The following is a 5,669-nucleotide window of genomic DNA, read 5'->3' as shown; positions in this document are numbered from 1 at the left end:
GTCGGCGGACACCCGCAGAGCCAGATCGACGAGCTCTTGCCTTGGGCCTATGCCGCAAGGCCGCTCAAAGCCGTGGCCTGAAAACAGCGCTTACGATGAAGCGCGTTGTAGTGGTCGAACCAGCCTGGCAGGGCGGCAATGACGGTGGCCGCGTCGGGCTTCGGGTTCACGGCCACGTAGTCCCGCTTGAAGGTTCTGACGAAGGCTTCGGCCATGCCGTTCGACTGCGGGCTTTCGACCGGCGTTGTGAGAGGCTCGAGGCCGATGTCGCGGGCAAACCTTCGCGTCTCATGGGCGACGTAGCGTAAGCATCCGCCGAGGGCCGCGGCGTCTGCGCGTTCGGATCAGGCAGCCTGACGTGCGGTCGCGGGGCCAAGGGGCTGCCAGTTCCACGGCAGCAGCTCTGGCAGCCTGGACTGCGGGATGGCGGCGATACGGGCGAGGACGTCGGCGAGCCAGGCTTGCGGATCGATGCCGTTGAGCTTGGCTGTCTCGATCAGCGTCGCCATGGCCGCAGCACGCTCCGCGCCGCGATCGGAGCCCGCAAACAGCCAGGCCTTCCGGCCGAGGGCAAAGCCTCGCAGTGCCCGCTCGGCAGCGTTGTTGGTCAGGCAGATCCGGCCATCGTCGAGGAAGGCGGCGAAGCGATCCCATCGCTTGAGCATGTAGTCGATGGGCTTGGCGACCGTCGCCGAGCGAGAGAGCGTTCCGCGTTGGGCCTGGAGCCAGGTCGCCAGGTCGTCGACGAGCGGCTTTGCGGCCTCCTGGTGGGCTCGCACCCGCTCCTCCGGTGATCGGCCGTTGATCTCCCGCTCGATGGCAAAGATAGCGTCGATCCGCTTCACCGCCTCCAGTGCGATCGGGGAGATGGCGGCGGCGGAGCCACGGCGCGCCTTGGCCGCGATGTCGGCGAGCTCATAGAAGCCGCGGCGGGCATGGCTCCAGCACAGGGCGGACGTTACTGGCCCTTCAGGTCGCCGCGGATCATAAAGCCCGTTGTAGCCTCCATAGGCATCGGCCTGCAGGATGCCCCGCCACCCCCGGAGGTGGCCATCGGGATGCTCCTGTCGTCGATCCTTTGAGGCAAAGTACAGGGCCGCCGGCGGATCAGCCCCGCCAAAGGGCCGGTCGTCGCGCACATAGGTCCAGATCCGGCCGGTGTCGGTCTTGCCCTTGGCGAGGATCGGCACCGTCGTGTCGTCGCCGTGGAGACGTTCTGCCGCCAGTACATGCGCCGCGATCAGCGCATGCAGCGGCTGCAAGGCCGATGTTGCCGCTCCCACCTGGTCGGCAAGCGTCGAGACGGAGAGGTCGATCCCCTCCCGGGCATAGCGCTCGCTCTGCCGGTTCAGCGGCTGATGCTGTCCGAACTTTTCGAACAGGATCGTCGCCAGGAGGTTCGGCCCCACAAAGCCACGCGGCGTCGGATGGAACGGCGCTGGCTCCTGCGTGATCGTCTCGCAGGCCCGGCAGGCGAACTTCTCCCGCACCGTCTGGATCACCTTCCACTGGCGCGGGACGAGCTCCAGCGTCTCGGTGACGTCCTCGCCGAGCTTCGACAGCCTTGCCGAGCCGCAGCACGGGCAGGAGGTCGGTGCCGGCAGCACCACCCGCTCCCGCGGCAGATGATCGGGGAAGGGTTTGCGCACCGGTCGCCGCCGGTGCGTCGCCGTGCTCGAGGCCAGGATCGCTGCAACCTCGTCCACGGTCGCAGCCGCCTCGCACTCCTCGAGCTGCAGCTGCAACTGGTCGAGCTTCTGCGTGCCACGCTCGGAGCTCTGGCCATAGAGCTCCCGCTTCAGCTTCTCGATCATCAACTGGAGGTACGTGATCATCGCCCCGTTGGCAGAGGCCGCACTCTTGGCGCGGATCGCATCAGCTTCGGCAAGATCGGCACGTACCGTGGCGCTGGACGCTTTCTCTTCGGCCGCGATCCTTGCGTCACGCTCCGCCAGACGGGCCGCCCGCTCCGCCAGGAACATCGCCGCAAGAGCTGCCGGATCGGTCGGCAACTCCAGCGGTTCAGAAGGGTCAGAGGGCGTGGTCACTTGAGGATGGAATCACAGAACGCTGCCGCTCCAAAGCAAATTCCGAGGGGCAAAACCCATCATCCGATCGAGGTCGGCCGCCACGTCTCCTGCGGGTTCCGCCAGTCGATCCCGGACAACAGATAGCCCATCTGCGCCGGCGTGATCGTGACGATCCCGTCTGCTGGCGAGGGCCACAGGAACCGTCCCCGCTCCAGCCGTCGCACATAGAGGTTCGCCGCCTGGCCGTCGTGCCAGATCACCTTGATCAGGTCGCCGCGACGGCCACGGAAGCAGAAGATGTGGCCGCCCAAAGGATCGTGCTTCAATACCTCCTGCACCTGCAGGGCCAGCGAGGCAAAGCCCTTCCGCATGTCCGTATGGCCCGTCGCAAGCCATACCTTCACGCCCATCGGCACCGGGATCATCGCGGCGCCTCAAGACCTCGCACAAGCCGCAGAAGGATCCCGGCGTCGACTGCTCCCTCCGCGATGATCCGGCGATCGGCGCCAAGGACGATCTCAATCCGCGGAGCCCGATCCGGCACTACTGCTGTATCCTGCTTCCGGTGATCCTGATCCAGAAGTGCTGCTGGACGATCCGGACTGACCGTCACCGGAAGGAAGGATCCCGGAGCCTCCTCCCGATCCAATCGCTCGCGCCAGCGATAGATCTGCTGCGTCTGCAGGCCGTGCCGCTTGGCCGTCGCCGCGACGTTCCCATTGGTCGCAGCCTCTTCGACGACTGACCGCTTTTCCGCCAACGTCCAATGCCGCCGCCGGACATAAGTCTCGCTCTCCAATCCAGCTCTCCAGCACTACTGCCGGCAGTACTGCCGGATCAGCAGAACGGCATCATCGGGCGCCCCAGAACGAGGTGGCCCTCGCCGGATGCGTACCCTTCTCCCGCGCCTCCCGGCGAAGGACTGCCCAAACGCGTGCATACCCGTAGGTCGGCATCTGCGCGATGATGCTCTTGATCCTGGCCAGTAGCGCGCCTTCGGGCTGCGGCGGAGGGCCTCTGCGTCGTTGGGGGCGCCCGGCCGTCCTCGCAGCAATGTTGGATCTGGCAACGCCGACGGCCTCGCAGATCACCGTCATCGGGTAACGTCCTTCGGCGGCAAGAACGACTGCAACAGTCGTTTTCTTGGGCCTGCGGCGACCTCAAGGGCCTCCTTCAGGATCTCCGCTTCCAGGGTCTTCTTACCAAGCAGGCGCTGCAGCTGGCGGATCTGCTCCTGCTGGGCACGGAAGGCAGAGGCTGGAACAACCTCCTCCTCGGCCCGCGTTGCCGTCAGAGCGCCTTGCTCGGCAAGCCGCCGCCAGGTGAAGAGCTGGTTGGGCGATACACCGTGACGGCGGGCCACCAGGCTCACCGACGAGCCCGGCTCATTGGTCTCGGCGACCATCTCCAGCTTCTCCGTCACCGTCCATCGGCGCCGGCGCTGTGGTCCGCGAAGCACCTCACTCTTCGGATAAGAACCAGTCATGCGAACGACATTACTCCTAACCCTTATCTTAAGGGTGGGTCGTGTCCAGGCAATTAGGGGGCTGGTTCATAACGGAACCGTCTGACCAGCAAGTCGCGGAGCAGAAAGTTTGAGGCTTTACACCATGCGGAGAGGCCGAGCTTACTGAAGGTACGAGGTGCGGTGCCGAGCGTGCTTCAATAATGAAGGCACCAGTCGAGGAGGCCAGCGAAAGAACAGGCCGGCCTCCGATGCTACGCCGCAGCCATTCCGTATCTAGACCGCGGGGCCGCTATAGCGACACTCGCATCCTAGCGATGCTACACCTAAGGATCAGCGCTTCTTGTAAGCAAAATAAACTAGGTCACTTGGAACAATATCTTGTTCGTACAGGACTCGTTCAATGTGTGCGATTACGCCAAGCCATGCATCACACTTGGGGTCGCTATTCGTTTCGTCGAAAGGGAAATGACCGGCAAGATTCATTACAATACCACCACCACCATCCCTTTTTTCGATACGATTGAAATAGCGCTCGATGGTTGGCATCAAGAGGTATCCTGACACTGCCTCGCTAGGGTCAAAAGCAACCATTGCTTCAATCGAGGGGGCGACGTAGGGGAAGAGAGTCAATTGCTCGATCGACGAGGGTAGGAGTCCATCGGCTTGTTCGACGGGGCGGAACTTGGCTGGTATGGCAGCAAGCGCCGCGTTAATCCACCGCACCTGCGCTTCCGGGAACTGAAAGCGGAATGCACCCACGTACTCTGCACCAACCAAAATTCCTCCTGGCCTCATGCATTTATGAAGTCTGAACCGCCCCGGTTTTGCCGGAGGCCGGTCGTCGTAAGTTATACGGCCATCGCTGTATGTGCCAACGAGGCGTAGTAGCGTTCCTCGGCTTCGGCGGGCGGGATGTTACCGATGGGCTCAAGGAGGCGGCGGTTGTTGAACCAGTCGACCCAGGTCAGCGTCGCGAACTCGACCGCCTCGAAGCTCCGCCAAGGCCCGCGGCGATGGATGAGTTCGGCTTTGTAGAGCCCGTTGATGGTCTCTGCGAGGGCATTGTCGTAGCTGTCGCCGACACTGCCAACGGAGGGTTCAATGCCAGCCTCTGCCAGGCGCTCGGTGTAGCGGATGCTGACGTATTGCGATCCGCGATCCGAATGATGCACAAGCCCAGCTTTGCTGGCTGGCCTTCGCTCATGGAGGGCCTGCTCGAGCGCGTCCAGGACGAAGCTGGCATGGGCAGTCCGGCTGACCCGCCATCCCACGATGCGCCGCGCGTAGGCGTCGATGACGAAGGCTACATAGACGAACCCAGACCACGTCGAGCGTCAAGTGAAGTCCGAGAGCCATAGGCGATCCGGCGCTGGGGCATGGAACACGCGGTTGACGTGATCGAGCGGACAAGGGGCGGCCTTGTCCTGGATGGTCGTTCGAGCCGGCTTGCCGCGGATGATGCCTTGGAGACCCAGCTCACGCATGAGCCGTTCCACGGTGCAACGCGCAACACCGACGCCCTCCCGCATCAACTGGCGCCAGACTTTGCGCACGCCATAAACCTCAAAGTTCTGGGTAAAGACGCGTGTAACCTCCGACCGCAGCACCTCATCCCGCTGAGCGCGACAAGACCGCCGAGCGGGATCGCGGCGCTGGGCGTGGTGTGCGTAATACGTCGATGGGGCGATCGGCAGGACCTTGCAGATCGGCTCGACCCCATAGACGTCGCGATGATCGTCAATGAAGGCGATCATCGTTTGAACGGGCGGTCGAGCTCCGCCTGGGCGAAATAAGCCGACGCCTTGCGCAGGATCTCGTTGGCCTGGCGCAGCTCGCGGTTCTCCCGTTCGAGCGCCTTCAGCTTCTCCGAAACGTCGGAGGGAACACCAGCACGCTTCCCGCCATCGACCTCTGCCCGCTTGACCCACTCCAGCAGCGTGGGGGTCGAGCAGCCGATCTTGGCAGCGATCGAGGCACAGGCGACCCAGCGCGAGGAGTGCTCACCCTCCTGGTCGAGCACCAGCCGCACCGCCCGCTCGCGGACCTCAGGCGAAAATTTGTTCGTCGTCTTGCTCGTCATGGCTCCATCCTACTTAGAAGTTGGAGCCTCCTGTCTAAGGCCGATGGGCTATTGAGGATCTGCGGCTGGTACCCCGCGAGCCTCCTGGGCG

4 protein-coding genes, 3 pseudogenes and 1 other annotated feature are annotated in these 5,669 nt (G+C 63.8%); all 7 genes and pseudogenes read right to left on the bottom strand.

Features of this window, described 5'->3' with window-relative positions; genetic code table 11:
- Positions 1–47: 47 nt before the first annotated feature.
- Positions 48–302: pseudogene (locus C8P69_RS23015) on the bottom strand (integrase core domain-containing protein); the annotation flags it as partial.
- 42 nt (positions 303–344) lie between these two features.
- Positions 345–1,982, bottom strand: coding sequence for an IS66 family transposase (tnpC, locus tag C8P69_RS23010; RefSeq protein WP_245902216.1), 1,638 nt, complete (start codon positions 1,980–1,982; stop codon positions 345–347).
- A 125-nt stretch (positions 1,983–2,107) separates the two neighbouring features.
- Positions 2,108–2,455, bottom strand: coding sequence for an IS66 family insertion sequence element accessory protein TnpB (gene tnpB / locus C8P69_RS23005; RefSeq protein WP_108179769.1), 348 nt, complete (start codon positions 2,453–2,455; stop codon positions 2,108–2,110).
- Positions 2,452–2,829 carry an IS66-like element accessory protein TnpA gene (gene tnpA, locus C8P69_RS23000; protein ID WP_108179768.1) on the bottom strand — a complete coding sequence of 126 codons (378 nt, stop codon included), beginning with the start codon at positions 2,827–2,829 and terminating at the stop codon, positions 2,452–2,454. Before tnpA ends, tnpB begins: the two co-directional genes overlap by 4 nt.
- A 94-nt stretch (positions 2,830–2,923) precedes the next feature.
- A pseudogene (locus C8P69_RS24360) lies at positions 2,924–3,516 on the bottom strand (transposase); the annotation flags it as partial.
- Positions 3,517–3,828: 312 nt separating this feature from the next.
- Entirely contained in the window at positions 3,829–4,257 is a 429-nt protein-coding gene (locus C8P69_RS23685) for a hypothetical protein (protein WP_146167446.1), read from the bottom strand.
- Positions 4,258–4,346: 89 nt separating this feature from the next.
- Positions 4,347–5,578, bottom strand: a pseudogene (locus C8P69_RS22990) (IS3 family transposase).
- Positions 5,178–5,294: a sequence feature (AL1L pseudoknot), on the bottom strand. (Overlaps the previous pseudogene by 117 nt.)
- Positions 5,579–5,669 lie beyond the last annotated feature (91 nt).

The sequence above is a fragment of the Phreatobacter oligotrophus genome (assembly GCF_003046185.1).
Taxonomy (GTDB): domain Bacteria; phylum Pseudomonadota; class Alphaproteobacteria; order Rhizobiales; family Phreatobacteraceae; genus Phreatobacter; species Phreatobacter oligotrophus.
This window is presented reverse-complemented; position numbering and strand designations above follow the sequence as displayed.